Source organism: Oscillospiraceae bacterium (assembly GCA_025758045.1).
Taxonomy (GTDB): Bacteria; Bacillota; Clostridia; order Oscillospirales; family Ruminococcaceae; genus Gemmiger.
The window spans coordinates 53539-80236 of record CP107208.1; the positions used below are offsets into that span (position 1 = coordinate 53539).

Consider the following 26698-nt stretch of genomic DNA (forward strand, 5'->3'; position numbering starts at 1 on the left):
GGAAACCTCCTGGAAAGCGGGGCAAAACGGGCTTACTCCCCCATCTGCTCCTTATGATACTGCAGGGTGTACAGCTGGTAATACCGGCCATGCTTAGCCAGCAATTCCTGGTGGGTACCCTGCTCCAAAATTTTGCCGTGAGATAGCACGATGATGTTATCGGCGTGCTGGATCGTGGATAAGCGGTGGGCGACCATGAGCATGGTGCCGACGCTGCGCATTTTTTCCAGCGAGTCCTGGATCAGCAACTCGGTCTCCGTGTCGATATTTGCCGTGGCCTCGTCCAAAATCATCACGCTGGGCTTGTGGATGATGGTGCGGGCAAAGCTGAGCAGCTGCCGCTGACCTGCCGAGAAGTTGTTGCCGCGCTCCCGCACTTCCTCGTCCAGGCCATGGTCCAGCTTGTCGATGAAGTGATCGGCGTTGACGTAGTGACAGACGCGGCGGATCTCCTCGTCAGGAATGCCCTCCTCCCGCAGGACGATGTTGCTGCGGATGGTGCCGGAGAAGAGGAACACGTCCTGCAGCATCTGGCCAAAATGGCGGCGCAGCGAGGAAATCTTGATCTTGCGGATGTCGATGCCGTCAATCAGAATCTCACCCTTCTGGAACTCATAATTGCGGCAGATGAGCGACAAAATTGTGCTTTTGCCGCTGCCGGTGGAGCCGACAAAGGCCACGGTCTCCCGCGGGTTGATGTGGAAGGACACACCCTGCAGCACCCACTCGCCGGGGATGTAACTGAACCAGACGTCGCGGAACTCGATCTCGCCCTTCACCTCGTTCAGCTCGATAGCGTCGGGAGCGTCCACCAGTTTCGGCTCAATGTTCATGATGGAGAACACCTTTTCCGAGGAGGCCAGTGCCGATTGCAGCCAGTTGAACTGCTCGGCCAGATTTTGGATGGGGGTGAAAAACTTGGAAATGTACATGTAGAACGTGACGATGGTGCCGCCTGTGATGGTCTGCCCCAAGAATGACACGCCGGTCAGGTAACCCATGCCGCCCAGGTAAAACAGGCACAGGATGGAAGAAATGTACAGCATGTACACCAGCGGCCGGAAGATGCCGAAGACAAAAATCTGCTCGATGTTCGCCTTGGCAAGAGTCTGGCTTTTCTGGCGGAATTCCGCCATTTTTTCGTCCTCACGGCCGAAGATCTGGGTGACCTTGATGCCGGAAAGATTCTCCGACAGATAGGTGTTGATGTCGGTGGTGGCATCCTTGACCTTGCGGTAGGCCCGGCGGGAGAATTTGCGGAAGATGACCGTAAAAATGACGATGAACGGAACGAAGCAAAGCACCATCAAGGTCAGCTCGTAGTTCAGCAAAATCATGGCCACCAGGATGCCCAAAATAACGAACGCATTTTTGGTCAGGCTGACCAAAAGGTTGGTGAACATCATCGAGATGGCGTTGGTGTCGTTGGTAATGCGGGTTACCAGCTTGCCCACGGGAATTTCATTCAGCTGCTCGTGGGAGAGGGACTCAATGTGGGTAAACAGATCCTCGCGCAGGTCAGACACGATGCGCTGACCGACGCGCTGCAGAATCACGGCTTGCAGGTAGGTGCTGGCCATCGAGAAAAGCAGTACCCCGGCGTAGACCGCCACCCGGCCGTACAGCGCGGGCAGGGTGAAATCGGTGGCGACAAGCTCCTCGATATTGCCGACGATCAGCGGTGAGATGATGTCGTAGGCGATGGAGAACAGCATCAGAAACAACACCACAACGAACTGCTTCCGGTAAGGCTTGGCGTAAGCCATCAGGCGGCGCATGATCTCGCCGTCGTTCATTGTGCGCTCAAAGCCCATGGTGGCCTTTTTGTCTTTGACCAGCGCGTAGGCCGCCACGAGGATGGCCGTGATGGCACCGATCACACCGCCGGTCAGCAGCAGCGGATTGATCTTAGTCATGGACGGCACCTCCTTCTGCGTTAGTCACGGGCTGGGCGGCAGTCTCGCCCGCCTCGGTCTCGTCCTCAAGGCGCTGCAGGTCCACCATGCGGCGGTACTCGGCGCAGGTGGCATACAGCTCATCATGGGGGCCGACGGCCTCTACCCTGCCGTCATCGAGGAACACGATCTTGTCCAGTCCCTCCACGGTGGAGATGCGGTGGGCGATGAGCAGCGTGGTCCTGCCCGCGCGGGTGGATTTGAGGTTGTCGAGGATGATCTTCTCGGTGCGGGTATCGACGGCGGAGACCGAGTCGTCGAGAATCAGAATGGGCGCGTCTTTCAGCAGGGCGCGGGCGATGGAGATGCGTTGCTTCTGGCCGCCGGAGACGGTCACGCCGCGCTCGCCCAGCACGGTCTCGTAGCCGTCCTTGAAGTCAACGATGTTGTCCCGCACATCCGCCAGGGCGGCGGCGCGGTCAATGTCTTCCTGCGCAGCATCGTCCACACCAAAACCAATGTTGTGGGCGATGGTGTCGGAGAACAGGAAGTTGTCCTGCGGCACGTAGGCGCAGGCGTTGCGCACCGAATGGATGGACAGGCTGTTCACGTCCTGGCCGTCCACAAACAGGGTGCCGTCGGCCACGTTGTAGGTGCGCAGCAGCAGGTCTACCAGCGCGGTCTTGCCGGCACCGGTCTTGCCTACGATGCCCACGCTCTCGCCGGGGGTGACGGTGAAGCTGATGTCCTGCAGCACATCATACTCGCCATCCGGGTAGCGGAAGGTCAGGTGGCGGAACTCGATGCCGCCTTTGGGGGCGGTCAGTTCGTGCACATCGACCCGGTCGGTCACGTCGATGGGGGCGTCCAGCAGCTCGGTGACGCGGTTGAGGGACGCCTTGCCGCGGGAGGTCTTTTCGATCAGCATCGAGATGGCCATGATGGGCCAGACGATGGCCTCAAAGTAGCCGATGTACTCCACCAGCTGGCCTGCGTTGAACTGCCCGCGGTAGACCAGCCAGCCGCCGTAGCCCAAAATGACGCAGATGATCGACTCAACAAACAGCGTGACCAGCACTTCCAGCAGGGTGGCAATTTTGGTATAGGTGACGTTGATCTCCTCATTCTCGCGGTTTAATTTACGAAAAGCCGTCAATTCCTTGTACTCTTTGACGAAGGCCTTGATGACCGCGATGCCGGAGAAATTCTCCTGCGCGAAGTCAGACAGGTCGGAAAAAGCCTGCTGGCGTTCCTCCCACCGTTTGGTCATGGTGGTGCCCATGATGGTGCCGATGACGAACATGATGCCCGCAGGGATCAGTGCCAGCAGCGTGAGCTTGTAGTCCATACGCCACATTTTAAACAGTGCCAGCAGCCCCAGCACCGAGGCATCGAAGAACATCAAGATGCCGTCACCGAAACACTCCTGAATGGTGTCCAGGTCGTTGGTGTAGAGGCTCATCAGGTTGCCGACCTTGTTGATCTGGTAGTATTGCTGGGACAGCTGGCGGCTGTGGTCAAACATCCGCTCCCGCAGATCGGCAGTGACCACCACCGCCGAGCCAAAGAAACAGACGCGCCACAAAAACCGCCCGACGACCATCAGTAGCACGATCCAGATCATGGGCAGGCAGATATGCTGGAATAGAACCTCTTTGGTAAAGGCGAGGGTCTGTCCGTCGATGACGACCTCTCCCAGATTAACGCCGTTGATGACCAGGCGGTACAGCTCGGGGATCATAAGCTGGATATAATCGACCGTCAGCAGCGCCAGCAGGCCCAAAAGCAGCACGGGTGCACTGCGCAGATAATACCGGTTGATATACTTGCCGAAGATCATGGCTTCCCCTCCTTTTCGCTTTTCTTATTCACAGTATGGCAAAACAGCCGTATCTTTCAGTATATTGGATTATCGCCATAAAGTCAACGAAACGGCGGGAAAAATGCCGCAAACGGATGTGACATCCCTCCACAAAATACAGCATACCACTTAAAGGCAGGTTTAAGTCAAGGGACGACGCCCCGCATCCGCAAAACAAAAACCCACACCCAGCCGCGCCAGCATGACCGGCGGTGCGATTCGCAGCAGAATGGGGCTGCTTTTTTCTTCGCCAAAGAACACGCAGGCCTTTTCCTGCCTTGACGGAGGGTGAGGCCTCTGTCAGAAGCCCCTCCTGGCAGAGGGCGGCTACGATATTGTTCATTGTCTGGCGGGGCAGCAGTTCCTGGCCCAGCGGGAGTACACCCTGCGGCATTTGATAATGGCATGGTTGACGCTGTTGTGCAGCCGTTGAGTTTGGGTTTTCTGGTTTGACATAAAAAATCCCTCCGCCTTATAATCCCAAAGTGGATTATAAGGCGGAGGGACGCTTTGTCAGGAGTTAAGTTTACGCACCTGTTTTCTCGTAAATGCAGTGGGTGCCCTGGTGCTGCTGCAGACCGCCCAGGCACTTTTTATTGCAGCGCACACAGCGGTGGATAGCCTGCACCTGCCCGGCAGCAGCCTTGCTGGGCCAAGCAGGGTCGGCCAGCAGTTGGCGGCTCATGGCGGCGCAGGTGATGCGGCCGCTGGCCAGCTGGGCTTCCACAAAATCAGGGTTGGTCAGGCCGCCCACGCCGGTGATAGGTTTGTCGGTATATTGGCGCACCTCATCGCAGAACTTCAGGAAGCAACCCTCCCCCTTAAAATAGGGATGATTGGCGGGCGGGATAGTATCCTCCAAGCTGGAATGGTTGGCCAGGGTAACGTGGAAGCTGGTCACACCGGCCTCCACCAGCAGCGGTACAAAGATACCCAGTTCGCTTTCCAGTACACCGGCATTGCCGTAGTGGGGGTCCTCCTGCCGGACAGCCAGTTTGTAGTCGATGGGCAGCTCCGGCAAACGGCTGCGCACGGCGCGCACAGCTTCAACGGCAAAGCGGGCGCGGTTTTCGGCGCTGCCGCCGTAGGCATCGGTGCGGTGGTTGAACACGCTGGAGCTGAAACTGCCGCACATGCGGTCGCCGTGGATCTGCACCATGTCGAACCCGGCTTTTACCGCCAGCTCGGCGGCCTCGCCGAAGCCGTGGATGATCTTATCGATCTTGCGCTGCGGCAGATTGGTGATATAAGGGGCCACTTCCTCGTTGAGCAGGGTGCGCAGCTGCTGCATCGTGATTTTCTTCGTCAGAACGCCCGGCACATATTTGAGCATGGCTGCCATGTTGGAGTCTGACTGGTGCAGCTGGGCGCAGAGCTTGCAGCCGCAGCTATGGACGATCTCCGCCAGGCTCTGGTACCAGGCAAAGCCCTTTTTGTCAAACAGAGACTTTTCAAACCGGCTTTTGCCCACCGGCACATCCCCCACAATGATCATGGCGCAGCCGCCTGCTGCAATGGCGCGGATCTTGGCAAAGTATTCTTCGTCCGACAGGCCGAAGGTGGTGGGGGCAAAGATAATGCGGTTTTTCAGTTCCAGGCCACCGTAGTTCACGGGGCTAAAAATAGTTTCATACATGTTCGGGCATCCCTTCTGCTGCTTTTTGTAAAAGGGCCAGCAGCTGGTCTTTTTCGGTATCGTTCAGGTTGGCCAGGCGGGTATCATTCCAGGTGAAAAATACTTGGTGGCTGATAACGAAAGCCTGCTGTCCCCTATCGGTCAGGGTCAGGGCATAGCTGCGGCCATGTTTTTCCCTGGAGAGAAAGCCATCCTCGGCCAGTTTGTTCAGGCTGCGCTGGCTGTAGCCCCAGTCCAGGTGCAGGGCCTTAGTAAGCTCTGACGGTGAACAGCCCGGGTGCTTGCCTACGTAAATAACGAAGAACAGCAGCCCAAAGTTGAGCCCTACGGCTTGCAGCTGCTCGCCGGTAAACGCGGCAAAACTGCGGTAAAAAATGGTGGAGTAATAGGATAAAGTTTTGTGATACATGGGAACAACCTCCGCGCTTGACTTTATCAAGTATATACCGGTAACTTGATAAAGTCAAGTGGATGGCGCAAATTTTAACAATTCTTGCCAAACTGTGCCGTACCTTTGTATAATAGAAACAATAGAAAAACCACAACAAAGGAGCAACGTAAATGAAAATTGCAGTCATTGGTCCCGGCGCGATGGGGCTGCTGTTCGGCAGCTACCTGTCCCAACACCATGATGTTACTCTGGTGGGCACCAACCCAGCCAAAATGCAGTCCATTACCGAAAATGGCGTTACAATCCGCGAGATGGACGGCAGCGAGCGCATCTACCGCCCCCATGCTACCGCCGACACCACCGGCCTCTCCCCTGTCGACCTGGTCATCGTGCAGGTCAAGGCCAGCGCCTCTGAGGCCGCGCTGACCAAAAACAAGACCCTCATCGGTCCCGACACCATCCTGATGACCCTGCAAAACGGTATGGGCCACGAAACCTTGCTGAGCCGTTTCGCTGCCTGTGAGCAGATTGTCATCGGCACCACCCAGCAGGGCAGTTATAAGTTGGGCGAGACCACCGTCTGTCACAGCGGCCTGGGCAAAACGTTTTTGGGCACCGTCACCGGCGACAGCAGCCGCTTTGCCCCGCTGGCCGAGATGTTCGCGGGCTGCGGCTTCCCCTGCGAAGTCTGCAGCCAGGTGCAGGGCATGATCTGGGATAAGCTGATGATCAACGCATCCTCCAGCGTGCTGTCCGGCATTTTGCAGGTGGCCCAGGGCTACGTCGAGCAGGACTCCCACGCCTGGACGCTGGCCGAGAAGCTCATCCGTGAGCTGTGCGCCGCCGCCACCGCCGACGGTTACCCTTTCGACGCCGAGGAGCAGATCGCCCGCATCCGGCTGCACCTGCAAAAGGCGCCTGACGGCTTCACCAGCATCTACGCCGACCTGAAGGCGGGCCGCCGCACCGAGGTGGACGTCATCAACGGCGCGGTCGTGGAGGCCGGGCACCGCCACAATATCCCCGTGCCCACCCATGAGTTTGTGGTGGAACTGGTCCACGCCATGGAAGGCAGAGCATAAAATCGAGAGCAAATAAACAGAGCAACGCAAATAAGCAGGAGTCAAACCTTATGAAACCCCGCAGATTGGGCAAGACAAAGAGAAGGACTATGCTTCGGTGCTGGCCAACGCCCCGGCTCACGCCTACCGCGGCCAGTGTACCTATTGCGGCCACTGCAAGCCCTGCGTGGCCAACCTGGACATTGCGATGATCAACAAGTTCTACGACTTGGCCACCATGCAGCCCGAAGTGCCCGCTACTGTGCAGAGCCACTACGAACTGCTGGAAAAGACCGCCTCGGCCTGCATCGACTGTCATGCCTGCGAGAGCCGCTGCCCCTTTGGCGTAAAAATTGCCGAGAGGATGAAGAAGACGGCGGAGCTGTTTGGGTGCTAAGCGCGCTGCAAACCCTGTAGGGGCCGATGCTTGCATCGGCCCGCCAAAAGAGAGGTACTTACTATGAAACTGCAAAACGGCCGCCCGGCGGATACGACCGGACGTTTGGAGAAAGAATTGCGCTGTTACGACCTGCTGGACCGCCTGGGTGTGCCCTATGAGCGGGTCGACCACGCCCCTGCCATGACGATGGAAGTCTGCCAGGAGATCGACCGTGTGCTGAACGCGGTGATCTGCAAGAACCTGTTTCTCTGCAACCGGCAGGAGACCGCGTTTTACCTGCTGATGATCCCCGACACCAAGGTGTTCCACACCAAGGATCTGTCGGCGCAGATCGGCTCGGCGCGGCTGTCCTTTGCTAAGGCTGAGTATATGCAGCAGCTCCTGGACATCACGCCGGGGTCTGTCAGCGTGTTGGGGCTGATGAACGATACGGCCCACAAGGTGCAGCTGCTCATCGATGAGGATGTGCTGGCCAGCGAGTATGTGGGCTGCCACCCCTGCATCAACACCAGCAGCCTGCGCCTGCGCACCCGTGACCTGGTGGAGAAGATCTTGCCTGCGATAGAACATGAGTTTATTAAGGTGAAGTTGTAAGGTCCCCTGCCCCGGTGGGCGTGGTCACAAATTCTTCAAAAACTATTTTAAAATCGTTCAAAGCTCTTTTATATCCTGCACATAAGTTACCTGTATACTATGTATCGTAGTCGAAAGACAAACGCGGAAAGCATCCCGCAATCATACACACTGTGCCTTGGGCCATGCCAGAGCAATCGCTCGGTCCAGGCCAGACAACCAATAAGGCTACGATGCCATTACATATATACATGATTCTTCTCCTATCCTCTGAAATACCCCTTGGAGCGCCCCGCCTTACCCCTGCGGGGCGCTCCTTCTTTTTAAAAATTGCACGATGCAGCGTGCAAAGAAAACTTTTTTGAAAAAAACGCAAAAAAATTGAAAAAAAGGCTTGCATTTCCGGTTCTGCTTTGCTATAATAATCAAGCACTGAGCGACACGGAGTGCCGCGACGGAACAAAAAAGAATATGGGAGCTTTCCCGAGTGGCCAATGGGGACAGACTGTAAATCTGCTGCTTAATGCTTCGGTGGTTCGAATCCACCAGCTCCCACCAAGAAATATGACGCTAGAACGTAAGTTTTAGCGTCTTTTTCTTTTGCCTGACCGCACTTTTGACCGCACTTGTAATTCAAGCGTTCAGCACCTTGTCAAAGGCTGCTGTCATTGCTGTGGCGGTTTCGTGGGCCTGTCCCTCGATGCGGTGCGCGTATGTTCCCCGCGTGTCCATGTTCTTGCTGTGGCCTACAAGCGCCTTTAGCTTGCCGTCTGGCAAGTCCTGCGCGATAGATACAAACGTGTGGCGCAGCTCGTACAGAGAAATATGCGGTATTCCGTTTGTTTCCTGGTAATGCCTCCAATGGTTATAGAGGGATTGCTGATTCACCAACGGGAAAAGCGGCGTGTCGGGCGTTCTAGGTACACGCCACGCTTGCAAGAGGTAAAGCTGCCCCATGTAGGCCTCGTAGGCTTTGTCGTTCATCTCGATATATCGCACGGCGTTCTCGTTCTTCCCTTTTGTGGTTTCGTTGTAGCGGTTGATGGAGCGGGAAATATCCACCCGTCGGCCCGTAAAGTCGCCCAGGCGCAGGCCCACAGCTTCACCGGGGCGCAGGCCGCTGGCAACAATGAAGCGGTAGCAATAAATGTTATCATCAAAGATGGGCTTGCCGCGAAACAGACAAGTTTCAGTGGAGAACAAAACGCGCAGGGATTCGGGCTGGAGGATGTGCTTTTCTTTGGTGCGGGCACCTTTGGGCACTTCCAGGTCAAGCATTTTCTCGTGCAGCGTGGTGTAGCCCTGCTTGCGGGCCCATTTGATGAAGCCTGTTTCTGTGGAGCGGATGCCTTGCATGGTCTTTTTACTCAACGGTTCGGTGCTGCGCCGTTCGCCGTCTGGGTTGAGGTTGCCGTTTTTATAGGACAGGTTCAGCACGTCTTGCAGCTTGCCCTCGGTCAGCTTGCACATTTTCAAGTGCCCTACCACGGGGAGGATATAGTTCTTGCCATTCTTGTAGGTGCGGTCGTAGTTGCTTGTGCCTGTAGTGGCGCGGACGTCTTTCAGGTAGAGCTCCCACACAGCATCCACCCGCATAGAGGTAGGCGCGACGCCTGTTTCTAGCCACTTGTCGGCCTTGGCGTTGGCCTCGCGCTGGCCGGTGCGGCCAGGCTTGGAGCTGTAGAAGCTCTTGCGGGTGCCGTCCTTTTGCACGTCGATGCGCCAGCGGGTGCCCGTCCACTTGGCGCTGTTCGTTCTGGTCGTCATTGTGGTATACCTCCCTTGCGGCGGGCGCGGTCTTTGCGCTTCCCGCTGATCTCTCCCGCCAGAAATGCGGCGGTCATCATCTCCACCAATGCAAAACGGCTGGCAGGGTCAAACGGCTGTGCGTGGTAGGTGGCCGTCAGCTGGTCGATGAAGTCGTAAGTCTTGGGATCCAGGGGCACGGTGTTTAGGGCTTGCAAGGCCTCCGGCAGCGTTGCCCATGGTGCGTGATAGTTCATTGTTGTATAACCTCCGTTCTGTGTCCTGCCATCGTCAGCACCGGGGAGGACGCCCCCGGTGTACCCTCCACAGGCGGGGAGGGTTTCGGCTGGTTGGTATCGTTCCACAAGATGCCTGTAGTTTGGGCGTTGCCGCGCCCTGGGTGTTGCAGCACCCGTTGGCCTGCCATCATCAGCGCCAGGCGGCCAGCCCTGGCGGACGCCCTCGCGGGCGTTTCGACTCATTGCATCAGCTTGTGGTAAATTTCGCGGCTTTCGTCGTAGGTTTCGCGCTGTAGCTTTGCAATTGCCGGGGTGGTTTCTATCTGCATGTCGGTTTCCAGTCGTTGCGCCTCACCTAGCAGCAAGGACAAGAGGTGTATGCGCTCATTTATGGTTAGCTCCATGGTTTTGCACCTCCTATGTGGGTTGGTTGTTTCGATGGTTTTATTATACGCCTGTATGCGCAATCATGCAATGCACAGGATCTACAACTTTGTATGCGCATACATGCCGCCGATTTGTACAGTTTGCATAATTGCGCATACACGCGAATTGCGGTATTATAGTCTTGTATAGCTATGCCATGCAAGGAGGTGAACTTATGGGAGGGAAAACCAGCGCGGCCAGTCATAACAAATACATTGCAAAAGCCTATGACCGTGTGAATCTGATTCTGCGCAAAGACGGCCCACAGAATAAAGCGGCGGTGCAGTCTGCGGCAGATTCCGCCGGGGAAAGTCTGAACGCCTATATTGTGGGCGCAGTGGCCCAGCGCATGGAGCGGGACGCCAACAGCGCCCCAAAAAGCCCCGCCGGGGTCTTGCCGCCAGAGGTTGAGGACAGGCTGGAGTAAGGCAGCAGACACGCCACAAAGGCGCAGGGAGGCGTACAGTGTGATTGAATTTTGGTATTGTCCTATCTTTGATAAAGAGATAGACGAGGGGCTTTGTTGGGATATTTCCAACATTGGCAACGATTCTCTATGTTTGTCTGCCGATGAACGCCCGCCTTGTGGTTGGGAAGAAGCCTATAAAATCTGTAAGGCCTGCCAACACTATGCAGAATGTGCAAATTTGATATGACAAACGCCCCACAGTAGCCCGCCGGGCTGTGTGGGGCGTTACTGTGTCTATGCGGGTGTTTGCAGCTCACGGCATACGGTGCGCAGCTAGTCGCCGCCGAGCCGTTGCAGCGCAGCTATGCGGGCCCTATGCCCTGTGGTTCAGCTCTTTGTCCAGCAGCGCATCAAGATCATCTGCCACGATGTGGAAGTATCGGCAGCCCTGGCGGGCACAGTCCTCCACGGTGGTGGTGATGAGCTCCCCCGACGGGGTGCGGCAGCACACTTGCAGAGGTGCCCGGCGGGCTTTCTCGACCTGGGTCAGCAGTTTGTCCAGCTCCATCTTGCAGCCCTCACAGCGTGGCCCAGGGGGCTACCTCGCGCGCGATCATGTTCCAGTAGGCAGCCCCCCGGGCGGGGCTGGTAGGTTCTGCTTCCAGCACGCCAGAGCACTGCCGGATGAACTTGTTAAACAGCGCCGTGCGATCACTGGCAGAGCGGTAATATTTCTTTGCATAGGGAGCCATGCCGCCGTGCTTGTCGCCGTACTCCATGGCCTTGCGCAGCAATGTAGGGTTGTTCTTGTTGCGCTCGCATAGGGCGCTGAACTCTTCCACACTCATGGGGAAGTTTTCGGCCAGCAGCCGATAGTCGCCGCCCTGGAGCGCGTTGCCGTCCGGGGTGTCCGCTGCTGTGGCAGAGCTGGCAAAGCGTCTTGCCAGTGCGTCAAGCTGGCCCTGTGCGTTCTGGCGCAGTTTGATGGCCTCGCTATTGGCGGATAGGGTCAGCTCGCGGGCATAGCCCTCTGTGATGTGGCCCTGGCGCAGCTCCTGTGCAGTCTCGCGGCGCAGCTGTTCGGACGGGGCCAGTGCTGCAAAATAGCCGGTGACGATGCGGCGGGCTTCCTGGATGTAGTCGTTCATGGGGTTAACCTCCTGTTATGCTCTAGTGGATTGTCTTGCCCCGCTATGTGGCCGCTTTAGGCCTTTGCGGGGTTGTGGTTTGACTTTGGCGGGTGCAGGCCTCTTGACCTGTCCCGGCGGGCCTGGGCGGCTCATGGCTCACCGTACTGCTTTACGTGCGGGTTGATGTTCCAGCGGCGGCGGATATACTCACGGGCTTCCTGTTCCGTCTTGAATTTCAGCGGAAACGACATGCCCGGCCCCTCTACATACCAGCCCACAATAGTGCCCCCTGGGCGGGCCTGGTAGGTCAGCCGGATGGTGTCATTTCTAAGGCTTTCGGCCACAGTGACCTGGTAGCCGTTGGCTGTGTGGCGGTGCAGCTGCTCCAGCATGTATTTACTGCTCATTTTTTCTTGCGTCCTTTCTTTGGCGGTTGTGGTAGGTCGTCAATTAGCAGGATACCTTGACCGTGCACGCGCATATAGCTATACACATCGTGCAGTGTCAGCAGGTCACCCCCCTGTGGCAGACGGTAGCGCGGCCCGGCGTCGGTCGGCGCCTCGGTCACGATTAGCAGCCTATCCGCCGGGGCTCCCCGCTCCAAAGCTTCCAGCCGGGCCAGCGCGTTTTTCACAGCATCCCCTCCAGTCGGTCAAGCCGTTTGTTGATGTCGGTCAGCTCTGCAAATTTCAGGCCATAGTCCAGCAGGGCGCGGGCAGCGGCCACGCGGGCGGGGTCGGCTGCCGCATCGTCCCGCACGATGGCCTGCAAGGCGTCCACAGTGTCAGCGTACCCGGCGGATATCCTGTGGGCAGCATCGGCCAGGGCTTCCCGTCGGCCGCGCTCTAGGGCGTCCGCGAACTCGGGCAGCTTTTCATACCCCTGTAGGGTCTTGGTGGATAGCCCACAGACGCGGGCGGCGTCGGTGCGGCTCTTGCATGTCAGCAGGGCCGCTAGTGCTTTGGTTTGGTTCGGGGTCAATCTGGTTCTTCACCTCCTAAAATTTCCATATTTTGCCACATTCTGGCCCGTTTCCGTGCAGCTACCAGGGCGGCAGGCTGGCGCGTCGCCGCCAGGGCGCAGGCATCCTCCAGGTGTTTGGTGATGAAGCTGCCGCGCCAGCGCTTGCAGAGATACGCCAGGGCGTCCGCGCGTTCGTCGAAGTAGTGACCGCTGCCCGCGAACTGTACGCAAAAGCTGCCCCGCCGGGCAGGCTCCACGGTGCCAGCGTCGAGCATTCGGCGCAGGTCGTTCAAGTCGGCGGGCAGCTGCGCGGGGTTGATCTCACGTTGCAGCTCGACGTCCCCGCGCGGTGTGTGCCACACGGCCACGGGTATAAAAATTCGATTATTTGATGGTGGCATACTTGCACAGTCCTCCTTTGTGACGTTTCAGTGACGTTTGCCCACACTCAAACGTCACCCACAAAATGCCCCAAAATAGGGGTATAAAGAGGGGTAACGTCACACACGTCATAATGTCACTATCCTTATAGGTATAGGCTTTGTGGGGTGTAGGTACTTGTCACTGACACGTCACTCAAACGTCACTGAATGGGTGTTTTTTGTGGTTTGCTGGTTATCGAGTGACGTTGTGACGTGTATGACGTTATACCCTTAAAAATCAGCTTTTTCGTTTGAGCGTGTGGGTTCTCTTCTTGGCTCCTCTAGCGATTCCGTGCTCGATACCCTGATATTTCAGACTAGGCCACAACTCATTGAAATATGAGCCTAGCCCCTGTGGGGTTACAGGCAGTTTTGCGTCCGGGTATCGCGTCAGTACTTCGTCCGCCAGTTCCGTGACGGTGCCCTGCCAGGGCCCTTGCGCGGTCAGCTCTTTGATGGTCTTGACCGCCGGGCATGCCTGGAAGTTCTGGCGCTCTTGGTCGTCGACCGTGCCCAGCATGACCCAGCGGCAGGCGGTCGAGTTGAAGTGCAGCAAGTAGCGCTCCATCTCTACGTCGCGGCCAGTGATGGACAGCACAGCGTCGGCGTCAAAGCGGTTTTCTTTGCTAAGTAACAGCGTGGCGTCAGCGGTGCCCGTCAGCCCCTGCGAGCCGTTCACGCCCTCGAAAATGTCGCCGGGATTGACACCCTTTTTAGTGTGGTGAACTAGCAGCACACAGATATTGTGCTGGATGGCCCAGGCCTGCAAAGGGCTACAGATGCGGTAGTCCGCGCCGTAGGCATTTTCGTTTTTCCCTTGTGGCGGTTTGACTTTCTGGAATGTATCAATACAAACCAGCTTTGCGTCTGGGTGTTCGGTCAGCCAGCCGTCCAGAAATTCCAGCAGGCCAGCGTTCAGCATGGGGGCGTTGATGGCCAACGTACACCCGGCGGGTGGCGGGGTGAAGCCGTCGCCAATGGTTTTCAAACGCTTTTGCAGGCGGTTCAAGCCATCCTCCAGGGCCAGATACAGCGTTGCGCCCTGGTTAGTCTCATAGCCTAGCCAATCATCACCAGCGGCCACAGACAGGCAGAGATCAAAGGCCAACCAGCTCTTGCCCATCTTTGGCGCAGCTACGAGAAACACCAGCCCGGCGGGCAGCAGCCCAGGCACAGCCCATTGAACGGGCGGCAGCTCCATGCGGTCAAGCTCGGCCGCGGTCACGAAACGCGGCTTTTCGGGGGCCAGGCTCTTGAAGCCATCCAGGGCGGCGGCTTCATCCTGCTTTGCTTTCTTGTAGGCTCTTAACGCGGTGTTTTTGCGGTAGTCGCCTGTGCTTCTGTGGCCTGTCCCGTGCCACTTGTCATAGTGCCACTTGGGGGCGTTGTTGTCTTTGGTTTCAGCCCATGGGGAAGCGTCCAGCCCGTGCATCAAGTCGCCCTCGGATAGCTGGAAGCATGTGGCCCTCCATGCCGCCGTGCAAATAGCTAGGTCATCTTTGCTTTCGTCGCCCAGTTTGCCGGGGTGCTCGGTGCAGCTCCAGAGCTGCGCAAAATCGCCGTCACGCTGCAAGGCGTCGGCAATAATAGCTTGTATCTCTTCCTCGGGGCGGTCTGGTTGGTCTGGCAGTGCGTCCGCCGGGCCGTCGTCCGCGAGCATCCCCATCTGCTGGAGAATAACGTCGATGCCAGCCTGGGCGCTCGGTGCGTCCTCTAGGGGCGTCTGTTCTCCCCACAGGTTGCCCGTCAGGGCCACATAGCGGTTACAGTCGTACAGCTCGACGGCCATCTCGCCGCCGTTGATGTGCTTTTTATGCTTGCAGCCGTCTGGCAGTGTCCCCCGGACGATGAAGTGCAAGCCGGTTCCGCTTCGGCTCCGTTCGCAATAGCCTGGCAGCATGGTCAGCCACTTGTCAAACGGTGACAACGGCCTGCCGTCGGCGCCAAGGCAGTGATCGCCGTCGATGAATACTAGGCCGTCGTCCTTTGCGAATACGTACCCCATGCCGTCGGCGTCGTCCAGCATCACAGCCGCCGACGCGGTAGCAAAATCTGCCCAGGTGGCGGGGTTGGTAGAATCCGCGCCCCATTGTGGGTGCTTGGCCTGGCGCGGGTGCTTTGGGTCTGCTGCCCCTGGGACGTCACACAGCACCCAGTGCTTGCGGGATTGCAGCAGCGTGGGCAGCTTTTTATAGTTGGTAATCACGCTTGGCCCTCAAAAAACGACATACTATCGGCGAGAAAATATAAATAGTAGTCATCTGGCCGTAAGCCTAGGGCCTGCCCGATCTTGAGCATTTCCCCGGCGGTAAACTCGGCTCTACCGTGTAGACGCGCCGACATACTGCTATCGCCGATGCCTGCCACGCTGGCGAGTTCGCGTTGATTCATGCCGTGCGCCAGCAGCGCTTGACGCAGTAGGATAAACTTCTTCATTGTTCAAACCTCCGTTTGATTTTCTCGGTGTAACTCAATCATAACATGGGTAACGACGAAAAATGTGACAGGATTTTTTGATTTTTGCCCTTTCCTGTATTTATTCTAACGCAGATTTTTGGGAAAAACGGGACAGGTTTTCCAGGAATGCCATTTTTCTGCAATTTGTGCTTGACAACTAGAATTGTAACGCTAAAGTGCGAAAAAATCACGCACACCTTTTTCATTTATTTTGCAGCTAAAATGCAGGCGCGGCTTGACTTTGCTGCCCGTTCGAGGCAGACTAAAATCACGCTTTGGTGGGGTGCGGTCAAGCTGCAAAATAGCTCCTGCCGGGGGTGCGGTTTGACCACACTTTTGACCGCACTTCTGATTTACGCCCCGCAAATTAAAATCCCCCATCCAGTAAAAAATGCGTGGATAGGGGATTTTTTAAACCGTATTAGTCAGGATTTTGGCAGATAGAAGCCGTGCGAAGTCGTTCGAATCCACCAGCTCCCACCAACAAAGCGATACCTGATAATGGGTATCGCTTTTGTTTTTGTCTTTATTTTCCGGGGATACGCTGGCGGATTCGAACAGCCCGGGCCCGGAGCTTTGCGTCCCCCGCCGGGCAAAAACAGCCCTGCAGGCTGTCTTTAGGGCGCGGATCGCGAATCTACCAACTCCCACCAAGAAATGCTCTGCATCGCGTGATGCAGAGCAAAAGATGACTTATTCGGCGTAGTGGATGCGCGCAGGGTCGAAGCGGTCCTGCTGGGGTTTGCTCTCGGCGGGGTAGCCCAATGCGAAGATAGCAAAGGCGTGATGCCCGGCGGGCATTTGCAGTACGGATTCGACCTCGTGCATGCGCTCCTCGATGGGGGCAATGCCCAGCCAGACGCCGCCAAGGCCTAGTGCATCGGTTCCCAGCCAAAGATTTTCGTTGGCGATGCTCAGGTCGATCTGCGCGTACATCGGGAAGATAACATCCTCGCGGTAGGCAGAGACGATCAGCACGGGAGCATTTTTGGCGCAGCCTGTATAGGGGCTGGTGGCGGCCAGCTTTTGGATCAGGTCACGGTTCATCACCACATAAAATTCCCACGGCTGCTGATTTCCGGCAGAAGGAGCCGCCATAGCGGCGCGAAGCAATTTCTCGATTTTCTCCGGTTCCACGGGCTTGTCCTGAAATTTACGGATACTTACGCGGTGAAAAATGCTGTCCATCGTAAAAACTCCCTTCTAAAATAAAAATGTGCAGGCCCAAAGGCTTGCACAATTACTTTCGTAAACGGTCGCGTCCATGTAGGTATCATAACGGAAAATGCAAAATTTTGCAAGAGGAAGCTGCAGCATAAATAAAAACATGAAATCTCGCTGCACCCGGTGATGCAGCGAGATTTTTTAATAGATGGCGTACAAGAATCCGCCGCCGCCGAGAAAGTAGCCCATGAACAGAAAGAGGAAGAGCGCCCCCTCGTAGACGGCCCAGCGCAGGATGCGGGGAGCGGTGGCAAGGCGGTCACGGAAGTGGATGCCCCGCTCGTGGGCGAGGTCGACGGCAATGACCAGCGCCAACCCGAAGAAAAGCAGCAGCTGCTCCTGGCGGCTGGTCAAGCCCAGCTCCCAATAGTTGCTGAACGCCTTGTGGCCGCCGTTGTGCATGATGCCGCCAAAATAGGCCGCGGCATTGGCCAGGCTGCTGGCGCGGAACACCGTAAAGGTGGCCAGAAGCAGTGTGAATGTGCCCGCCACACCAACAAGCCGCGCCCAGCCCCGGGTGATGGCCTTGCGCCAGGGCAGGTGATTTTCTAACGCCTGCAAAGCGCCGTGGGCAAAGCCCCACACGAGATAGGTCAGCCCGGCGCCGTGCCACAGGCCGCTGACGAGGAACGTGGCAATAATATTGCCGTCGCGCCGCGCGGCGCTGCATCGGCTGCCGCCCAGCGGGATGTAAACGTAATCTTTCAGCCAGCGGGACAGGCTGATGTGCCAGCGGTCCCACAGTTCGCGGATGGTGGCAGCCAAAAACGGCTGGCGGAAGTTTTCCGGCAGGGGCAGGCCCAGCATCTCCCCCGTCCCCAGCACGATGTCGGTGTAGCCGGAGAAATCGGCGTAAAGCTGGAACACATACAGCACTGCGCACAGAAACAGCTGGCTGCGGTCGTAGGCGGAAGGGTCAGCAAAGGCGGCGTTGACGGCCAGCGCGGCGCGGTCGGCCACGGCCAGTTTTTTAAAGTAGCCCCAAAAGCACCGCTGTGCCCCCCGCTGCCATTGGCCGGGCTGTGGGGCGGCAGCGTCCAGTTGGGGCATCAGCTCGCCATAGCGGTTGAACGGTCCCTGGGTGATGGACAGAAAAAACGACGCAAAGCAGAGCAGCCGGGCGTACTGCGATTCCGGCTCCTGCTTGCCCCGGCGGACGTCCACCAGGTAGCTGGTCAATTGCAGGCTGAAATACCCGATGCCCAGCACTTGCGGCACGCTTACGTCCCAGATGCGCAGCGAGAACGCCTGCCCCAGCAGCAGGGCGGCGGGGCGCAGTTTGAGCAGCGTCAGCGGGGCCAATGCCCCGGCCAGGCCTACATAGAACCAACGGGGGCTGCCGCGCAGGTGCAGCGCGGCCTGCCAGACCAGCAGAGTCATAAGGCAGAGCAGCAGGCAGCCCTGCCAATCCAGCGAGAGGTAGAACACGAGGCTGGCCGCCAGCATCAGTTGCCAGCGGCGTGGCTGCGGGGTGACGCGCCAAAGGCCCGCCAATAATGCTGCGAACAGGATGAAACCGAAGGAACCAACGGTGAGCATGGCGGAGCCTCCTTTGCTTTGATTTTTGTGGGTGGGTGGCTGGCGAGCGCTGCCACCCTGCGGCGGCGCTCTTTTATATTATAACAGTATGCCGCTTTTAGGATCTTCCTTTTTGTGACCAAAAAGGAAGCGAAAAAGTTCCGCTGTTGCGAGGCAGCGCGCTTGGCGGCCAAAACGATGGCCGCCATCCAGCAGAGCTGGCCCGCTCGTGCGGATCAAAGCCCCACTGGGGCTTTGATCGCTGCGCGACCCCGCAACCCCGCCTTAGGGGCTGCTCGCTCCTAAGGACCCCAAAGAGATGGTCGAGAAGCAAAAAAGCTAAAAAACGCAGGAGTGCTGCGTTTTTCTTAAGGCAACACCGCACAATTCCCGCCTTACGGCTTAAGCACCGCTCCGGCGGCTGCGGCACGGCACCTGCGTTGCCAAAATGCTCGATAATACACAAAGTATTATCTGCGCTTTTGGCTTAGCAGCTGCCGCACCTCGCTCGCCGTATCGGCACTTAGAATTATGCGGTATTGCCTTAACGCTTTTTCGCTTCTCTCCATATTGACCCCTTCGGGGGTAAAATTACAGGTGCGCCATCGCAATCGACTGATCCGGGGTCAGCTCAAGCTTCTCCTCGACCGTATCATAAAACAACGTCGAAACATCTTCCCCGGCATTTTCCCGGGCAATCGTATCGCACAAAACGGCAGTAAACTTTTCGGCGCCCTGGCCGTTGAGATGGTGGGCGTCGGAGAAATCCCCTACCAGCAGGTTCAGGGTGTCCACATCTTTGTACAGCGAAAAATCCCAGTACACTGTGTTATTCTCGGCGGCAAAATTCTGCAGGGCGTCCACGTAGGCCTGGTAGTCGGCCGTATTGTACAGGTAGGCGCTGGGCAGCGGCGCGGTGAAAAGCACCAGGTTAATGCCGTTCTCCTGGCAAAATGCAGCGGTCTTGCGAAGATATTCCCATCCAAAGTCTGACAGCGGCGCTTCTGGGTCCACATCCAGCAGCGTGTGGAACGCATTTTCCGGCGCACCGCTGGTGTAGACGAACCCACGCCCGCGGTAGCTTTCGCCCTCGTCGGCGTAGGTCAGGTAGCTGTAGTTGCTCAGGACGTAGCCGTCGGTCAGCTTGGCGCGCCAGAGCGCGGGCATTTCCTGTGGCTCGGCCACACCGTGACGGGCCGGCAGCAGCAGGTCGGCAAAGGCGGCCATGCCGCCCATTTCGGCCTGGTAGGCGTAGCGGTTGGGCGAATTCCACCGCATGTGGTCGGTCAGCAGGTAGCAGGCCAGCGGCACGTTCTTGGAGGCGCTCTGGTTATAGCCGGTGTAGAACATCTCTAAATAGACGGTCTTTAGTTGATTTTGCGCGGCGGCTTCCCGCAGCATGTAGTAGCTGCCGTCGGGCAGCTGTTGGGACGATCCTGCGTTAAAGCTGTAAGTCCCCAGCGCGGCGTCCACGGCATCGGGGTCGACACTGCGGTAACAGTGGGACGACCCCAAAAACAGCGTGTCGATCTTGCCCGCGTCGGCGTACAACTCCTGTAGCATCGCGCGGGAGTAGGAGTGCACATCGTCCACCAGCAAAAAGTTGGCAGCAGCCAGCACAGCCAGCGTCAGTGCGGCAAACAGCAGTACGGCACTCAGTTTACGTAGCATTTTCATGGCGCGTTATCGCTCAATTTTCATGTGGGGGTGTTTCGGCTGGTAGGCGGCTACGTCCAGCTGCCAGGTGGTGGAGCCGTCCGCGGTCTCCTCCACTTTCTCAAAGCCAAAACTTGCATAAAAATCGCGCACCATCGCGTTTTTGGCGGTGGGATAATAGTACCCGCGGATGGTCTTTACCCCGCGCGCGGCGGCGTTGGCCACCATGATGTCCATCATGGCATCCTCCATGCCGCGCTTGAGTACACGGCAGCTCATCAGCCACAGGCGCAGGTGCAGGGTCTCCCCTTCCTGTTCGCCTGCGGTAACGGTGACGATGCCGTTATCGCCGAACTTGTCCACCAGCTTGCCGCAGCGGCAGAGCCAGGCCGGGTTCTCGGCCATGGCGCGGATGTCATCCTCGCTGCAGCGCAGAGTGGTCAGGTTGAACTGGTTGGATTTGTTGGTCAGCTGAGCGATGCGCTGGATGTACAGCGGCTCAAAATCTTTGATGGTAGCCGTCATCTCCAGGCTGTCCAGGTACTCGCCGTAATCGCTGAAAGACGCCTGTGCCTTGGCGCGCTGGGCGTTTTGGTGGTACAGTTCGGTCTTTTTCAGGTCCTCTTTCGAGAGGGCAGTGACCTCAAAGTAGCCGCCGTGATCCAGCATCTTGATGTAGTTCTCGGCACCGTCCAGCGCAGGCACGGCCACGCCGGGCACCTGGGCGGCCACGATGGCACGTTCGGCGGGGTTGTCATCGGCAAAGACAAAGCTGTCCGCGCCCAGGTTCAGTTCGGCGGCGATGTCGGTCAGGTTGCGGTCCTTCGGCTCCCAGTTGGCCTTGATAGAGACAAAATCGTCAGGCCGCAGCACGCCGTCCGGGTGGTTCAGGCCCGCCAGCGCGTTGGCTTCGTCATTTTTGGAGTCCACGGCCAAGATCACGCCGATGGATTTCAACGCCTTGCAGTAGCTCTGGAACTCGGCGTAGACCTGGCCCTCCGGCACCTCGGGACCGATGGCCAGCCCGTCGACGCCGTCGTCGCCCACGATGCCGCCCCAGAGCGTATTGTCCAGGTCCAGCACAAGGGCTTTTTTGTTACGGCCGTACAAAGACTTGATGATATTGGCCACACTGTTGGCCAGCGACGGGATGGCATCCAGACACATGGCATATTTGTACATGTGCCAGAAGAAGGCGTCGCCCCAGGCGGTCAGGCCGTAATCGGCGGAGAGGTAGTCAATATCGTTGATGTAAAAATGCTCGTGCGCGGCGGCGTAGGCATAGAACTTCTGGTTCATCCGGCTGATGAAGTTGGAGCGGCCGTGGGGGTCCCAGATGTCGCGGTTGCCCATCAGGCGGAAGTTGGGGCGGTCAAAGTTGTTCTGGATGACCGGGCAGCCGAACTTGGCCTCCAATGCCTGCCACATCGTCTCAAAATGAGTGTACTGGTCGGCCAGCATCGCGTCGATATCGGCTTCGCTGTCGGCGGTGGTGGGCAGGGCGGTCAGGTTGCGCCAGCTGGTGTGGATGTAGATGATGTCGGGGTGGAACTCGTCCAGCTCCGGCGTGCCGAACATGGCGTCCTGCCAATACTGGGCGTACTCGCTTTGGTAGAACTCGGCCTCGATGCCGTACTGCAGCAGAAACAGCCCCAGCTGGTCGGCCACTTCGTTCGTGGTGGACCCGCCGAGGATGGCGATTTTTTTGCACAGGGGGTGCGGGTTTTGGGCCAGCAGCTCCCGCCGCAGCCGCCGCTTTTTGCGCAGCAGCGTTTCAGTATCCAGCGGATAGTGGAAACAATCCATGGGTGGCTCCTTTTTAACCTAACTCTGCCAAGGCGCCTTTCAGGGCCTGGCTGATCTGGTCGGGGCAGCTGGTGGCCTTGCGGCCGCAGCGGATGCCCTCCATGCGGGTGATGGCGTCCTCGGCCTTCATGCCGGGCAGCAGGCTGGCAATGCCTTTCAGGTTGCCATCGCAGCCGCCCAGGACCTTGACGCTTTTAATGGTGTGGTCGGGGTTCAGTTCAACTTCGGTCTGCACCGAGCAGGTGCCTTTGTTTTTGTAGATGTATGCCATGGTGATGTTGCTCCTTTTATAATGGTAGTCCGTTTGGTATTTGTCGCGCATTTGTAAGGGTCGATGCGAGCATCCGCCCTACAGAATCAGGTGGTTCTCTTAAACGTGGATTTTCTTGCCTTGGCCAAATCGTTCAACCTGGCGATCTGCTCATCGTGGGTAGCGAACGCGCCGACCGGGCGCGGGGTGACGGTGTGGATGCCGTGGTAGTCTGTGCCGCCGGTGATGAGCAGTCCATTCTCCTTGGCCAGACGCAACAGCTCGGTTTTGTCCTCGGGGGTGTTGCGGGGGTGGTCGATCTCCACGCCGTCCAGCCGCCCGGCGGCGATCAGCTCCCGGGCCAGTTCCATGCTGTGATACACGCTGGGGTGCGCCAGCACCACCACGCCGCGGCAGGCTTTAATAAGGTCCAGCACGGTGTCCACCGGCTCATACCGGGGCGTGTGCAGGATGCGCCCGCGCACAGGTTTTAGCCCGAACAGCGAGCGGTAGACCTCGTTGTACAGCCCGTCGGCCAGGCCGTACTGCCACAGCACCCGCATGATGTGGGCCTTGTACAAGGTGCCGCTGTCCTTGGCAAATTCCAGCGCCTCCTGGGTGGAGTACTGCGGACAGATCTCCTCCAGCTCCTTGCTGCTTTGCATCATGGCGGTGTAGCGGCGCTCGGCCATCATGCGGGAAAAATCCTCCAGCGCGGGGCAATCATCGGGCCAGTAGCACAAAAGGTGCACGCGGTGGGCGCGCTCGTAGTCGTAGGCGGTCAACTCCGTGGCGGGGATCAGATGCACGCCGTCCTGCACCGGGTGGGCGTAGGCGTAGCGAACGCTCTGGATCGAATCATGATCCGAGATAGCCAGATGCGTCATCCCGGCGCACCGCGCCAGAAACGGCAGCTTGGCAACCGGTGTGGAACCATCGGAATAAGTCGTATGCGTATGCAGATCGCCCGGCATGGTGGGTAGACCTCCTTTACCTTTTCCGGAATATATTATTATACAATGTTTTTTGTGGTTTGGGAAGACCCTTGATTTTTGGTTGCTTTGAGTTGCTTTGAGTTGCGGCTTGCGCCCCGGCCCTGCCTACCCTGCGGCAGGGCCTAGTATAACGGGTTGTATCCGTTAGGCCTTCCTTTTTTGTGACCAAAAAAGGAAGCGAAAAAAGTCCCGCTGTTGCGAGGCAGCGCGCTTGGTGGCGCAAAACGAAAGCCGCCCGAAAAAATCATTTTAAAGTCGTAGCATATTCCTGTGCAGAAGCTACAAACTGCTTCGCCGCAGGCGATAGCCCCCCACGGGATAGACACGCCAACCCAATGCTGCGCTTGGCGGCAGGTTCCAGCCGCAGCACCTGGCACCCGCTGTGGTCGGTGCCGCGGCGGAACATCAGCTCTGGCATGATAGCCAGCCCCTGCCCGCAGGACACCATCGCGATCATGCTCTGGTCGTCCACGATGTAGCATCGGCTGTTCACGTGCAGATCATTCTTTTTAAAATAGCTTTGGATGTCGGCGTCCACGTCGGATTGCTGGCTGACGAACGCCCTGCCCTGCAATTCCTCGGCCCGCACGCAGCCGGGGCGGTGGGGCTGGTAGTCGGCAGGGGCGATGCAGACCAGCGGATCATCGTAGAGCGGTTCAAAATCCAGGTCACGCGCGCTGGAATTGGAGAGGAATCCAAGCTCCACTGTGCCGCCCTTGAGCCAATCCACGATGTCGGCGTAGGACCCCTGGTACAGCTGCACGTCGATCCCGGGAAATTGCTTTTGAAACGGCGGCACCAATTGTGGCACCCAGGTGACGCAGGCCGAGTTGAACACCCCCAGCCGCAGCACGCCCTTGTGCATGCCGTTGACCTGGGCGATGGATTGGCTGAGCAGCTCACTGCTGTTGAGCATCTGGCGGATGGACGGCAGCAGGCTTTCGGCGGCAGCGGTCATGGTTACGCCGCTTTTGGTGCGGGTGAACAGCAGAAACCCGCACTCCGACTCCATGCCGGAGACCGCGTGGCTGATGGCCGAGGGCGTTAAGTGCATCTGCTCCGCCGCCGCGGCAAAGGTGCCCAGCTGGGACACCGTCATAAAAATCTGGCAATCTGTCAGGGTCATAAACGACTTCTCCTAACGTGAACGAATTTCACTTTATATATGAAAAAGTTAAGCTTTACTTCATGTCTATACTGTACTATTATATTAGCAGAAAGTCAATGCCCGTAACGCACATTGCGGGCTGTACAAGACTCCTCTCCCTCCTAAGCCTTGCCGTCCGCACACCGGCAGGGCCTTTTTTATTGCCTTTTTTCGGCAGAGCGTGTATGATAGAGAAAGTATATATAAATGTAAGAGGTTTCAACCATGTCCAAAACAAGAGGTGTACGTGGGGCGGCCGGGTGGTGCGCCATCGCAGCGATCCTGTATTTATTGGCCCGCAGCCTGCTGTATGCGGGCATCAGCGCGCTGGTGGGGGTGGTGCACCCCGGCGCCAGCCTGGCCAAACCCATCGGCGTAAGCGAGGTCGGTCTCGGCCTGCTGCAGATCGTCATTGCCGTTGGCGCTGCCCTGGTACCGCTGCTGTGGATGCTGCGAGGCACCCGCCTGCAAACCGACGACCTGCGCATCACCGTGCCCGCGCCATGGAGCCCGGCATTCTGCCTGCCGGTGTTTTTGGGCGTGGCCAGCACGGCTAACCTGTGCGGCGGGCTGCTGGTGCGCCTGGCCGGGGCCGAGGACGCTGCCACCCTGCTGCCCAGCGGCGGCGCAGAGCTGTTCGTGCAGTTTTTGGCGCTTTGCGCCGTGCCCGCTGTGGTGGAGGAACTGCTTTTCCGCGGCGCACTGCAAGGGCTGATGCGCCCCAGCGGCAGTGCGGCGGCGATTTTCGGCCCGGCGCTGCTGTTCGGGCTGCTGCATCTCGACCTGGCCCAGGGGCTGACGGCCTTCGCTTGCGGCGTTTTTCTGGGCTGGCTTGCCGAGCGGTCAGGCAGCATTTTGCCCGGGATGCTACTGCATTTTTGCAATAACACGCTGGCTTTTTTAAATCTGTACCTGCGTTTTTACGCACCGCAGCCGGTATCTTTTGGCGTTGAACTGTTTATTTTGTTCTTCTTTCCGGTGTTTGGCGTGTGGCTCATCTGGCACGCCCGGCAGCAGGGGTTCCGCTTCTCGGCGGGTCTGCGTCCCGGTGTGGACGTGACCAAAATTTTCACCAGCCCCGTCTATGACCTGGCCGTTGTGTTCCTGGTTTGCTACACGATTTTTGTTTGAGGTGCCCTTATGACCGACGAAGAACTGATGCGCGCCGCCTTGGACGAGGCCCGCGAGGCCGCTGCCCTGGGTGAGGTACCCGTGGGTGCCGTGGTGGCCAAGGACGGGGAAATCATTGCCCGGGCGCATAATTTGCGCGAGAGCGGCAAAAATGCTACCTACCACGCCGAGCTGATGGCCATCGATGCGGCCTGCAAGGCGCTGGGCGGCTGGCGGCTGTGGCAGTGCGAGCTGTTCGTGACGCTGGAACCCTGCCCGATGTGCAGCGGGGCCATTATCAACAGCCGCTTAAAGCGGGTGGTGTACGGCGCGCGGGACCCCAAGGCAGGTTGCTGCGGCAGCCTGACCGACCTGTTTGCGTTGCCGTTCAACCATCATCCGGTGATTGAATCTGGGTTGCTGGAAGAAGAAGCACAAGCGCTTTTGCAAGATTTCTTTGCGATGCTGCGCGAAAAGAGGAAGAAAAAATGATGCGTAACGTGTTTTTGACCGGCGGCAGCCGGGGCATTGGCGCGGCGGCTGTGCTGGCGCTGGCCCGCGCGGGCTACAACGTGGCCTTTACCTATCATGCACACCCCGAAGCCGCCGAGGCCGTAGCCGCCCAGGCCCGCGCCCTCTCCCCTGCCGGGACGTTTCTGCCCATCTGCGCTGACGCGGGCGACTCCGCCCAGGTGTGCGCCGCTGTGGCCCAGGCCGAAGAAGCCCTGGGCAGTTTGGAGGTGCTTGTCTGCAATGCGGGCATCGCCCAGCAAAAGCTGTTTACCGACACTACCGACGAGGATTGGCACCGCATGATGGCCGTGGATCTGGACGGTGCATTTTATGCCTGCCGCGCCGTGCTGCCCGGCATGATCCGGCAGAAATACGGGCGCATCGTGCTCATCAGCAGTATGTGGGGCCAGACCGGCGGCAGCTGCGAGGTAGCCTACAGCGCTGCCAAAGCAGGGCTGATCGGCCTGGGCCGCGCCCTTGCCAAAGAGGAAGGCCCCAGCGGCGTGACGGTGAATATCATCGCGCCCGGCGTCATTGACACCGACATGATGGCCAGCTTTACCGACGAGGACCGCGCGGCTTTGGCAGAGGAAACGCCTGTAGAGCGTTTGGGCACGGCTGAGGATGTTGCACGGGCTATCGTGTTTTTGTGCGACGAAAATGCCGGGTATATCACCGGGCAGGTGCTGGGCGTGAATGGCGGACTGGTGATTTGAATTTTCGCCGCGGCTCCGCGGCCGTAAGGCGGCAGCGAACGGGCGGTGCGGGCCATACTACCGAGCCCCTGCGCCAGCGCGTCCGTGCCGAATACCAGGCCATCGAGACCGCCAACCCGGCCTTTGCCAGCCGGTAAACACGCACGCCTCCCCT

Annotated in this window: 30 protein-coding genes, 1 tRNA gene, 2 other RNA genes and 1 pseudogene; 10 read left to right on the plus strand and 24 right to left on the minus strand. The window is 58.3% G+C overall.

Translation table 11 applies throughout. The features are described from left to right. Nucleotides 1–32: 32 nt before the first annotated feature. The 4 genes from OGM81_00325 to OGM81_00340 all read right to left on the minus strand — a co-directional run bounded on the left by OGM81_00325 (nucleotide 33) and on the right by OGM81_00340 (nucleotide 5801). Nucleotides 33–1916 carry an ABC transporter ATP-binding protein/permease gene (locus OGM81_00325; GenBank protein ID UYJ43634.1) on the minus strand — a complete coding sequence of 628 codons (1884 nt, stop codon included), beginning with the start codon at nucleotides 1914–1916 and terminating at the stop codon, nucleotides 33–35. Next, the gene (locus tag OGM81_00330; GenBank protein ID UYJ43635.1) at nucleotides 1909–3735 is read right to left on the minus strand and encodes an ABC transporter ATP-binding protein/permease; all 1827 of its coding nucleotides are present in this window, start codon (nucleotides 3733–3735) and stop codon (nucleotides 1909–1911) included. The genes OGM81_00325 and OGM81_00330 overlap by 8 nt, the downstream gene beginning before the upstream one ends. 547 nt (nucleotides 3736–4282) lie before the next feature. Continuing rightward, complete coding sequence (locus OGM81_00335) at nucleotides 4283–5392, minus strand: NADH:flavin oxidoreductase (GenBank protein ID UYJ43636.1); 1110 nt, start codon at nucleotides 5390–5392, stop codon at nucleotides 4283–4285. Continuing rightward, a complete protein-coding gene (locus OGM81_00340) occupies nucleotides 5385–5801 on the minus strand; it encodes a MarR family transcriptional regulator (GenBank protein UYJ43637.1) in 417 nt (138 codons plus the stop codon). Before OGM81_00340 ends, OGM81_00335 begins: the two co-directional genes overlap by 8 nt. A gap of 152 nt (nucleotides 5802–5953) precedes the next feature. On the opposite strand from OGM81_00340, the gene OGM81_00345 reads away from it, so the two are divergent. The 4 genes and pseudogenes from OGM81_00345 to OGM81_00360 all read left to right on the plus strand — a co-directional run bounded on the left by OGM81_00345 (nucleotide 5954) and on the right by OGM81_00360 (nucleotide 8375). Continuing rightward, nucleotides 5954–6865, plus strand: a complete 912-nt coding sequence (locus tag OGM81_00345) for a 2-dehydropantoate 2-reductase (protein ID UYJ43638.1) — start codon at nucleotides 5954–5956, stop codon at nucleotides 6863–6865. Nucleotides 6866–6938: 73 nt separating this feature from the next. After that, nucleotides 6939–7241: pseudogene (locus OGM81_00350) on the plus strand (4Fe-4S dicluster domain-containing protein). A 63-nt stretch (nucleotides 7242–7304) separates the two neighbouring features. Then, the gene (locus OGM81_00355; GenBank protein ID UYJ43639.1) at nucleotides 7305–7838 is read left to right on the plus strand and encodes a prolyl-tRNA synthetase associated domain-containing protein; all 534 of its coding nucleotides are present in this window, start codon (nucleotides 7305–7307) and stop codon (nucleotides 7836–7838) included. Between the two features lie 452 nt (nucleotides 7839–8290). Beyond that, nucleotides 8291–8375, plus strand: a tRNA-Tyr gene (locus OGM81_00360). Between the two features lie 75 nt (nucleotides 8376–8450). On the opposite strand, the gene OGM81_00365 is transcribed toward OGM81_00360, so the two are convergent. The 5 genes from OGM81_00365 to OGM81_00385 all read right to left on the minus strand — a co-directional run bounded on the left by OGM81_00365 (nucleotide 8451) and on the right by OGM81_00385 (nucleotide 10206). Next, the gene (locus OGM81_00365) at nucleotides 8451–9584 is read right to left on the minus strand and encodes a site-specific integrase (GenBank protein UYJ43640.1); all 1134 of its coding nucleotides are present in this window, start codon (nucleotides 9582–9584) and stop codon (nucleotides 8451–8453) included. Continuing rightward, complete coding sequence (locus OGM81_00370; GenBank protein UYJ43641.1) at nucleotides 9581–9820, minus strand: hypothetical protein; 240 nt, start codon at nucleotides 9818–9820, stop codon at nucleotides 9581–9583. Before OGM81_00370 ends, OGM81_00365 begins: the two co-directional genes overlap by 4 nt. A 19-nt stretch (nucleotides 9821–9839) precedes the next feature. Further along, nucleotides 9840–9911, minus strand: an RNA gene (locus OGM81_00375) — hammerhead ribozyme type II. Nucleotides 9912–9977: 66 nt separating this feature from the next. Next, nucleotides 9978–10042: hammerhead ribozyme type II (locus tag OGM81_00380), an RNA gene on the minus strand. Next, a complete protein-coding gene (locus OGM81_00385; GenBank protein UYJ43642.1) occupies nucleotides 10042–10206 on the minus strand; it encodes a hypothetical protein in 165 nt (54 codons plus the stop codon). The genes OGM81_00380 and OGM81_00385 overlap by 1 nt, the downstream gene beginning before the upstream one ends. 197 nt (nucleotides 10207–10403) lie before the next feature. Between OGM81_00385 and OGM81_00390 the strand changes: the two genes are divergently transcribed. Both OGM81_00390 and OGM81_00395 read left to right on the plus strand, forming a co-directional pair. Then, nucleotides 10404–10655: a hypothetical protein gene (locus OGM81_00390; GenBank protein UYJ43643.1), complete on the plus strand. Its 252-nt coding sequence runs from the start codon at nucleotides 10404–10406 to the stop codon at nucleotides 10653–10655. Between the two features lie 40 nt (nucleotides 10656–10695). Continuing rightward, entirely contained in the window at nucleotides 10696–10884 is a 189-nt protein-coding gene (locus tag OGM81_00395) for a hypothetical protein (protein ID UYJ43644.1), read from the plus strand. Nucleotides 10885–11010: 126 nt separating this feature from the next. On the opposite strand, the gene OGM81_00400 is transcribed toward OGM81_00395, so the two are convergent. From OGM81_00400 to OGM81_00470, 15 genes are all read right to left on the minus strand, one after another. Beyond that, complete coding sequence (locus OGM81_00400) at nucleotides 11011–11205, minus strand: hypothetical protein (protein ID UYJ43645.1); 195 nt, start codon at nucleotides 11203–11205, stop codon at nucleotides 11011–11013. Between the two features lie 10 nt (nucleotides 11206–11215). After that, nucleotides 11216–11785: a hypothetical protein gene (locus OGM81_00405; protein ID UYJ43646.1), complete on the minus strand. Its 570-nt coding sequence runs from the start codon at nucleotides 11783–11785 to the stop codon at nucleotides 11216–11218. 131 nt (nucleotides 11786–11916) lie between these two features. Next, nucleotides 11917–12174, minus strand: coding sequence for a hypothetical protein (locus OGM81_00410; protein ID UYJ43647.1), 258 nt, complete (start codon nucleotides 12172–12174; stop codon nucleotides 11917–11919). Next, nucleotides 12171–12401 carry a hypothetical protein gene (locus OGM81_00415; protein ID UYJ43648.1) on the minus strand — a complete coding sequence of 77 codons (231 nt, stop codon included), beginning with the start codon at nucleotides 12399–12401 and terminating at the stop codon, nucleotides 12171–12173. Before OGM81_00415 ends, OGM81_00410 begins: the two co-directional genes overlap by 4 nt. Beyond that, the gene (locus OGM81_00420; protein ID UYJ43649.1) at nucleotides 12398–12748 is read right to left on the minus strand and encodes a hypothetical protein; all 351 of its coding nucleotides are present in this window, start codon (nucleotides 12746–12748) and stop codon (nucleotides 12398–12400) included. Before OGM81_00420 ends, OGM81_00415 begins: the two co-directional genes overlap by 4 nt. Continuing rightward, complete coding sequence (locus tag OGM81_00425; protein ID UYJ43650.1) at nucleotides 12745–13131, minus strand: hypothetical protein; 387 nt, start codon at nucleotides 13129–13131, stop codon at nucleotides 12745–12747. The genes OGM81_00420 and OGM81_00425 overlap by 4 nt, the downstream gene beginning before the upstream one ends. Nucleotides 13132–13390: 259 nt before the next feature. Beyond that, the gene (locus OGM81_00430) at nucleotides 13391–15358 is read right to left on the minus strand and encodes an AAA family ATPase (protein ID UYJ43651.1); all 1968 of its coding nucleotides are present in this window, start codon (nucleotides 15356–15358) and stop codon (nucleotides 13391–13393) included. Then, nucleotides 15355–15588: a helix-turn-helix domain-containing protein gene (locus OGM81_00435; protein UYJ43652.1), complete on the minus strand. Its 234-nt coding sequence runs from the start codon at nucleotides 15586–15588 to the stop codon at nucleotides 15355–15357. The genes OGM81_00430 and OGM81_00435 overlap by 4 nt, the downstream gene beginning before the upstream one ends. A gap of 714 nt (nucleotides 15589–16302) precedes the next feature. Then, on the minus strand, nucleotides 16303–16797 hold the full coding sequence (locus OGM81_00440; protein UYJ43653.1) for a nitroreductase family protein: 495 nt from the start codon (nucleotides 16795–16797) through the stop codon (nucleotides 16303–16305). A 177-nt stretch (nucleotides 16798–16974) separates the two neighbouring features. Further along, complete coding sequence (locus OGM81_00445; GenBank protein ID UYJ43654.1) at nucleotides 16975–18372, minus strand: MBOAT family protein; 1398 nt, start codon at nucleotides 18370–18372, stop codon at nucleotides 16975–16977. A 570-nt stretch (nucleotides 18373–18942) separates the two neighbouring features. Beyond that, a complete protein-coding gene (locus tag OGM81_00450) occupies nucleotides 18943–20022 on the minus strand; it encodes a hypothetical protein (GenBank protein ID UYJ43655.1) in 1080 nt (359 codons plus the stop codon). 12 nt (nucleotides 20023–20034) lie between these two features. Continuing rightward, nucleotides 20035–21813, minus strand: a complete 1779-nt coding sequence (locus tag OGM81_00455) for an HAD-IIIC family phosphatase (GenBank protein UYJ43656.1) — start codon at nucleotides 21811–21813, stop codon at nucleotides 20035–20037. A 13-nt stretch (nucleotides 21814–21826) separates the two neighbouring features. Beyond that, nucleotides 21827–22084, minus strand: coding sequence for a TIGR03905 family TSCPD domain-containing protein (locus OGM81_00460; protein UYJ43657.1), 258 nt, complete (start codon nucleotides 22082–22084; stop codon nucleotides 21827–21829). Between the two features lie 86 nt (nucleotides 22085–22170). After that, nucleotides 22171–23037 (minus strand): PHP domain-containing protein, encoded by an 867-nt coding sequence (locus OGM81_00465; protein UYJ43658.1) that lies wholly within the window; start codon nucleotides 23035–23037, stop codon nucleotides 22171–22173. A gap of 265 nt (nucleotides 23038–23302) precedes the next feature. Beyond that, complete coding sequence (locus OGM81_00470) at nucleotides 23303–24184, minus strand: LysR family transcriptional regulator (GenBank protein ID UYJ43659.1); 882 nt, start codon at nucleotides 24182–24184, stop codon at nucleotides 23303–23305. Nucleotides 24185–24430: 246 nt separating this feature from the next. On the opposite strand from OGM81_00470, the gene OGM81_00475 reads away from it, so the two are divergent. The 4 genes from OGM81_00475 to OGM81_00490 are packed head-to-tail and all read left to right on the plus strand — an operon-like array spanning nucleotide 24431 to nucleotide 26681. Continuing rightward, a complete protein-coding gene (locus OGM81_00475) occupies nucleotides 24431–25336 on the plus strand; it encodes a CPBP family intramembrane metalloprotease (GenBank protein ID UYJ43660.1) in 906 nt (301 codons plus the stop codon). A gap of 9 nt (nucleotides 25337–25345) precedes the next feature. Next, nucleotides 25346–25807 carry a nucleoside deaminase gene (locus OGM81_00480; GenBank protein UYJ43661.1) on the plus strand — a complete coding sequence of 154 codons (462 nt, stop codon included), beginning with the start codon at nucleotides 25346–25348 and terminating at the stop codon, nucleotides 25805–25807. Next, complete coding sequence (locus OGM81_00485; GenBank protein ID UYJ43662.1) at nucleotides 25804–26544, plus strand: SDR family oxidoreductase; 741 nt, start codon at nucleotides 25804–25806, stop codon at nucleotides 26542–26544. Before OGM81_00480 ends, OGM81_00485 begins: the two co-directional genes overlap by 4 nt. Next, nucleotides 26541–26681, plus strand: a complete 141-nt coding sequence (locus tag OGM81_00490; GenBank protein UYJ43663.1) for a hypothetical protein — start codon at nucleotides 26541–26543, stop codon at nucleotides 26679–26681. The genes OGM81_00485 and OGM81_00490 overlap by 4 nt, the downstream gene beginning before the upstream one ends. The last annotated feature ends 17 nt before the right edge of the window (nucleotides 26682–26698 follow it).

Bases quoted from the DNA above. Each gene is read 5' to 3' on its own strand.
- OGM81_00400 (UYJ43645.1), bottom strand. From the start codon at position 11,205: ATGGAGCTGGACAAACTGCTGACCCAGGTCGAGAAAGCCCGCCGGGCA.
- OGM81_00325 (UYJ43634.1), bottom strand. From the start codon at position 1,916: ATGACTAAGATCAATCCGCTGCTGCTGACCGGCGGTGTGATCGGTGCC.
- OGM81_00455 (UYJ43656.1), bottom strand. From the start codon at position 21,813: ATGGATTGTTTCCACTATCCGCTGGATACTGAAACGCTGCTGCGCAAA.
- OGM81_00450 (UYJ43655.1), bottom strand. From the start codon at position 20,022: ATGCTACGTAAACTGAGTGCCGTACTGCTGTTTGCCGCACTGACGCTG.
- OGM81_00425 (UYJ43650.1), bottom strand. From the start codon at position 13,131: ATGCCACCATCAAATAATCGAATTTTTATACCCGTGGCCGTGTGGCAC.
- OGM81_00335 (UYJ43636.1), bottom strand. From the start codon at position 5,392: ATGTATGAAACTATTTTTAGCCCCGTGAACTACGGTGGCCTGGAACTG.
- OGM81_00445 (UYJ43654.1), bottom strand. From the start codon at position 18,372: ATGCTCACCGTTGGTTCCTTCGGTTTCATCCTGTTCGCAGCATTATTG.
- OGM81_00410 (UYJ43647.1), bottom strand. From the start codon at position 12,174: ATGAGCAGTAAATACATGCTGGAGCAGCTGCACCGCCACACAGCCAAC.
- OGM81_00465 (UYJ43658.1), bottom strand. From the start codon at position 23,037: ATGCCGGGCGATCTGCATACGCATACGACTTATTCCGATGGTTCCACA.
- OGM81_00370 (UYJ43641.1), bottom strand. From the start codon at position 9,820: ATGAACTATCACGCACCATGGGCAACGCTGCCGGAGGCCTTGCAAGCC.
- OGM81_00385 (UYJ43642.1), bottom strand. From the start codon at position 10,206: ATGGAGCTAACCATAAATGAGCGCATACACCTCTTGTCCTTGCTGCTA.
- OGM81_00345 (UYJ43638.1), top strand. From the start codon at position 5,954: ATGAAAATTGCAGTCATTGGTCCCGGCGCGATGGGGCTGCTGTTCGGC.
- OGM81_00365 (UYJ43640.1), bottom strand. From the start codon at position 9,584: ATGACGACCAGAACGAACAGCGCCAAGTGGACGGGCACCCGCTGGCGC.
- OGM81_00480 (UYJ43661.1), top strand. From the start codon at position 25,346: ATGACCGACGAAGAACTGATGCGCGCCGCCTTGGACGAGGCCCGCGAG.
- OGM81_00405 (UYJ43646.1), bottom strand. From the start codon at position 11,785: ATGAACGACTACATCCAGGAAGCCCGCCGCATCGTCACCGGCTATTTT.
- OGM81_00440 (UYJ43653.1), bottom strand. From the start codon at position 16,797: ATGGACAGCATTTTTCACCGCGTAAGTATCCGTAAATTTCAGGACAAG.
- OGM81_00435 (UYJ43652.1), bottom strand. From the start codon at position 15,588: ATGAAGAAGTTTATCCTACTGCGTCAAGCGCTGCTGGCGCACGGCATG.
- OGM81_00340 (UYJ43637.1), bottom strand. From the start codon at position 5,801: ATGTATCACAAAACTTTATCCTATTACTCCACCATTTTTTACCGCAGT.
- OGM81_00330 (UYJ43635.1), bottom strand. From the start codon at position 3,735: ATGATCTTCGGCAAGTATATCAACCGGTATTATCTGCGCAGTGCACCC.
- OGM81_00390 (UYJ43643.1), top strand. From the start codon at position 10,404: ATGGGAGGGAAAACCAGCGCGGCCAGTCATAACAAATACATTGCAAAA.
- OGM81_00470 (UYJ43659.1), bottom strand. From the start codon at position 24,184: ATGACCCTGACAGATTGCCAGATTTTTATGACGGTGTCCCAGCTGGGC.
- OGM81_00460 (UYJ43657.1), bottom strand. From the start codon at position 22,084: ATGGCATACATCTACAAAAACAAAGGCACCTGCTCGGTGCAGACCGAA.
- OGM81_00355 (UYJ43639.1), top strand. From the start codon at position 7,305: ATGAAACTGCAAAACGGCCGCCCGGCGGATACGACCGGACGTTTGGAG.
- OGM81_00485 (UYJ43662.1), top strand. From the start codon at position 25,804: ATGATGCGTAACGTGTTTTTGACCGGCGGCAGCCGGGGCATTGGCGCG.
- OGM81_00475 (UYJ43660.1), top strand. From the start codon at position 24,431: ATGTCCAAAACAAGAGGTGTACGTGGGGCGGCCGGGTGGTGCGCCATC.